This window comes from Streptomyces sp. MK37H, from assembly GCF_018035285.1.
GTDB lineage: Bacteria > Actinomycetota > Actinomycetes > Streptomycetales > Streptomycetaceae > Streptomyces > Streptomyces endocoffeicus.
The window spans coordinates 1-3,994 of sequence record NZ_JAAAYH010000615.1 but is presented as its reverse complement, the minus strand read 5'-3'; the positions used below and the strand labels follow the sequence as shown (position 1 = coordinate 3,994).

2 protein-coding genes and 1 pseudogene are annotated in these 3,994 nt (G+C 74.9%); 2 read left to right on the top strand and 1 reads right to left on the bottom strand.

Features of this window, described 5'->3' with window-relative positions:
• A pseudogene (locus tag GWI24_RS41605) lies at window positions 1-221 on the bottom strand (SWIM zinc finger family protein); the annotation flags it as partial.
• Window positions 222-359: 138 nt separating this feature from the next.
• On the opposite strand from GWI24_RS41605, the gene GWI24_RS41600 reads away from it, so the two are divergent.
• Together GWI24_RS41600 and GWI24_RS41595 are read left to right on the top strand one after the other, a co-directional pair.
• Window positions 360-1,505: an AAA family ATPase gene (locus tag GWI24_RS41600; protein ID WP_210951207.1), complete on the top strand. Its 1,146-nt coding sequence runs from the start codon at window positions 360-362 to the stop codon at window positions 1,503-1,505.
• On the top strand, window positions 1,502-3,994 hold a 2,493-nt coding region (locus GWI24_RS41595), incomplete at its 3' end, for a DUF5682 family protein (RefSeq protein WP_210951206.1). The genes GWI24_RS41600 and GWI24_RS41595, both read left to right, overlap by 4 nt.

Sequence of the window (3,994 nt, the reverse complement as noted above, 5' to 3'; positions counted from 1 at the left end):
CTCGGGCAACTGCACCGATAACCGGGCCCGTTCAGATCGACCACCGTCTGGTACGGCTTGCTGCCGCTGCCCGAGCACAGCCCCCACACCGCCCGCCCGTGCGCGCCCGCGCCCGACCACTTGCCGGCCGCGGCGAGCTTGCCGCCCGCCGTGCGCGACGCGGCGTCAGGAGCCAGGGCCAGCACCTGCTCCGCCGTCCAGCGTTCCCCCTGCGGATTCATGTCTGCGACGGTACGGGCACCCACTGACAGCCCCGTCTGACCTGCGTATTCCCTGACGGAGGGCCGGTTGTCAGTGGGGTGGTGCAGTGTGGTTCACGCGTCCGGAAACGGAACGAGGAAACGAGTCGTGGGGGAGCTGTGACCGTCACTGTGCCCGGAACCGAATCCACCGATACGAGCGGGGCGGCAGAGGCCGCCGGAGCCGCGGAAGCGCTGCGTCCACACGCGGAGGACGCCTTCGCCGCCGAGCTGAGCGCGCTGGCCGCCGCCGATGACCGCCCGCGCCCCGCGCGCTGGCGGCTGTCGCCGTGGGCGGTGGCCACCTATCTGCTCGGCGGCACGCTGCCCGACGGCACCGTGATCACACCCAAGTACGTGGGCCCGCGCCGCATCGTCGAGGTCGCCGTCACCACCCTCGCGACCGACCGCGCCCTGCTGTTGCTGGGCGTTCCCGGCACCGCCAAGACATGGGTCTCGGAGCATCTGGCGGCGGCGGTCAGCGGGGACTCGACTCTGCTGGTCCAGGGCACCGCCGGGACGCCCGAGGAGGCCATCCGGTACGGGTGGAACTACGCCCAGCTCCTCGCCCACGGCCCGAGCCGGGACGCGCTCGTGCCGAGCCCGGTGATGCGCGCGATGGCGGACGGCATGACCGCGCGCGTGGAGGAGCTGACGCGCGTCCCGGCCGATGTGCAGGACACGCTGATCACCATCCTCTCCGAGAAGACGCTGCCGATCCCGGAGCTGGGGGAGGAGGTCCAGGCGGTCCGCGGCTTCAATCTGATCGCGACCGCCAACGACCGCGACCGCGGCGTCAACGAACTCTCCAGCGCCCTGCGCCGCCGCTTCAACACGGTCGTGCTGCCGCTGCCCGCGACCCCGGAGGACGAGGTCGACATCGTCTCCCGCCGCGTCGCCCAGATCGGCCGCTCGCTGGAGCTCCCGGAGCTCCCGGAGGGCGTCGAGGAGATCCGCCGGGTGGTCACGGTCTTCCGCGAGCTGCGCGACGGAGTGACCGGCGACGGCCGTACGAAGCTGAAGTCGCCCTCGGGCACGCTGTCCACGGCCGAGGCCATCTCCGTGGTCACCGGCGGCCTCGCCCTCGCCGCCCACTTCGGCGACGGCGTGCTCAGGTCGGGCGATGTGGCCGCGGGCATCCTGGGCGCGGTCGTCCGCGACCCGGCGGCCGACCGTGTCATCTGGCAGGAGTACCTGGAGACGGTGGTCCGCGAGCGCGAGGGCTGGAAGGACTTCTACCGCGCGTGCCGAGAGGTGACCGCATGACGGGCGCCCCACGGGCGCGGGCCACGGGCCCGCTGCTGCTGGGCGTGCGACACCACGGGCCCGGGTCGGCGCGGGCGGTGCGGGCCGCGCTGGACGCGTGCCCACCGCGCGTGGTGCTGATCGAGGGGCCGCCGGAGGCGGACGCGATCGTGGGGCTCGCCGCCGAGAAGGACATGCGTCCGCCGGTGGCGCTGCTCGCCCATGCCGCGGACGACCCGGGGCGCGCCGGGTTCTGGCCGCTGGCCGGGTTCTCCCCGGAGTGGGCGGCCATCCAGTGGGCGCTGGCCCATGAGGTTCCGGTGCGGTTCATCGATCTCCCGGCGGCCAACTCGCTGGCCATGGCGGCGAAGAAGCCCCCGGCGGCCGAGCCCGCCCCGGCTGGTCCGTCTGATCCGGCCGGTCGGCCCGTCCCGGCGGTTGAGCCCGGCCCGCTCGATCCGGCGGACCCCGGTGACCGGGCCGCCCCCGGTGACCGGGCCGCTCCAGGCGAACAGGCCGCTCCAGGCGACCAGGCCGCCCCGGCCGCCGCCTCCGCCGAGCGGATGCGTGTCGATCCGCTGGCCGTCCTCTCCGAGGCGGCCGGATACGACGACCCGGAGCGCTGGTGGGAGGACGTCATCGAGCACCGCGGGACCGGCGGCGCTGAGGCGTTCACGGCCGTGGCGGAGGCCATGGAGGCGCTGCGCGCCGCGTACGGGCACGGCGGCCACGAGGACGACGCGGTACGCGAGGCCCATATGCGGCTGCGGCTGCGCGAGGCGCGGCGGGAGTTCGGGGACGAGGTCGCGGTCGTCTGCGGGGCGTGGCACGTACCGGCGCTGGGGGAGCGGACCACCGCGACCGCCGACCGGAAGCTCCTCAAGGGGCTGCCCAAGGTCAAGACCGAGATCAGCTGGGTGCCGTGGACCCACCGGCGGCTGGCCCGGCACAGCGGATACGGGGCGGGCATCACCTCGCCCGGCTGGTACGACCATCTTTTCCACGCCCCGGACCGGCCCGTTGAGCGCTGGCTCACCAAGGTCGCCGGGCTGCTGCGGGACGAGGACTTCGCGGTGTCCTCGGCCCATGTCATCGAGGCCGTAAGGCTCGCCGAAACCCTGGCCGCCATGCGCGGACGTCCGCTCGCCGGGCTCGCCGAGACCCTCGACGCCGTAAGGGCGGTGATGTGCGACGGCTCCGATGTGCCGATCGCGCTCGTACGGGACCGGCTCGTGGTCGGCGACATCCTGGGCGAAGTCCCCGAGTCGGCTCCGGCGGTGCCGCTCCAGCGCGATCTGACGCGCACCCAGCGCTCGCTGCGGCTCAAGCCCGAGGCGCTGGAGCGCGAGTTGGAGCTGGACCTGCGCAAGGAGACCGACGCCGGGCGCAGCCGTCTGCTGCACCGGCTGCGGCTGCTCGGGGTCGACTGGGGCGCCCCGGCCGTCTCGCGCGGCAGCACCGGCACCTTCAGGGAGACCTGGCGGCTGCGGTGGGAGCCGGAGCTGGCGGTGCGGGTCGCCGAGGCGGGGGTGTGGGGCACCACGGTGCTGTCGGCGGCCACGGCCAAGGCGGAGACCGAGGCCCGGAGCGCCAAGGGGCTCGCCGAGGTGACCGAGCTGGCCGAGCGCTGTCTGCTCGCGGGGCTCTCCGGGGCCGTCCCCGTCGTGATGCGCTCGCTCGCCGACCGGGCCGCGCTCGACGCGGACGTCGGCCATCTCGCCCAGGCCCTGCCCGCCCTGGTGCGCTCGGTGCGTTACGGGGACGTACGGGGCACCGACACCGCCGCACTCGGCGAGGTCGCTGTGGGTCTGGCCGAGCGGATACTGGTCGGGCTGCCGCCCGCCTGCGTCGGTCTCGACGCCGACGCCGCCGCCGAGATGCGCCGCCATATGGAGGCCGTGCACCGGGCGATCGCCCTGCTGTCGGAAACAGAGACGGCCGGAACGGATGCCGGTACGCAGCCACACACGCGGACCGACATGTCGACAGCAGACATGTCGACAACGGAGACGCGGGCAGCCGAGCCCCGCGCCGCCGAGGGCCTGCGGGCCCGCTGGGCGGCCATGTTGCGCAACCTCGCCGGGCGGGACGGCACCCCCGCCACCCCCGGGCTGATCCGGGGCCGTGCCGCGCGGCTGCTGCTGGACGACGGCCGGCTCGCCGAGGACGAGGCGGCCCGGCTGATGGGGCTCGCGCTCTCGCCCGGCACCCAGCCGCCCGAAGCGGCCTCCTGGATCGAGGGGTTCATCGGCGGCGGTGCGGGCGGCGGCATGTTGCTCGTCCACGACGAGCGGCTGCTCGGCCTGGTCGACCGCTGGCTGATCTCCGTTCCCGCCGAGGCGTTCACCGACGTCCTGCCGCTGCTGCGGCGCACCTTCTCCGCGTACGACACGGGCGTGCGCCGCACCCTGGGCGAGCTGGTCCGCCGGGGCCCCGCGGCCGACGGGCCCACCGGCGCCGGCGGCCAAGGCGCCCCCGCCGCACCCGGCTTCGGCCCTGGGCTGGACCCG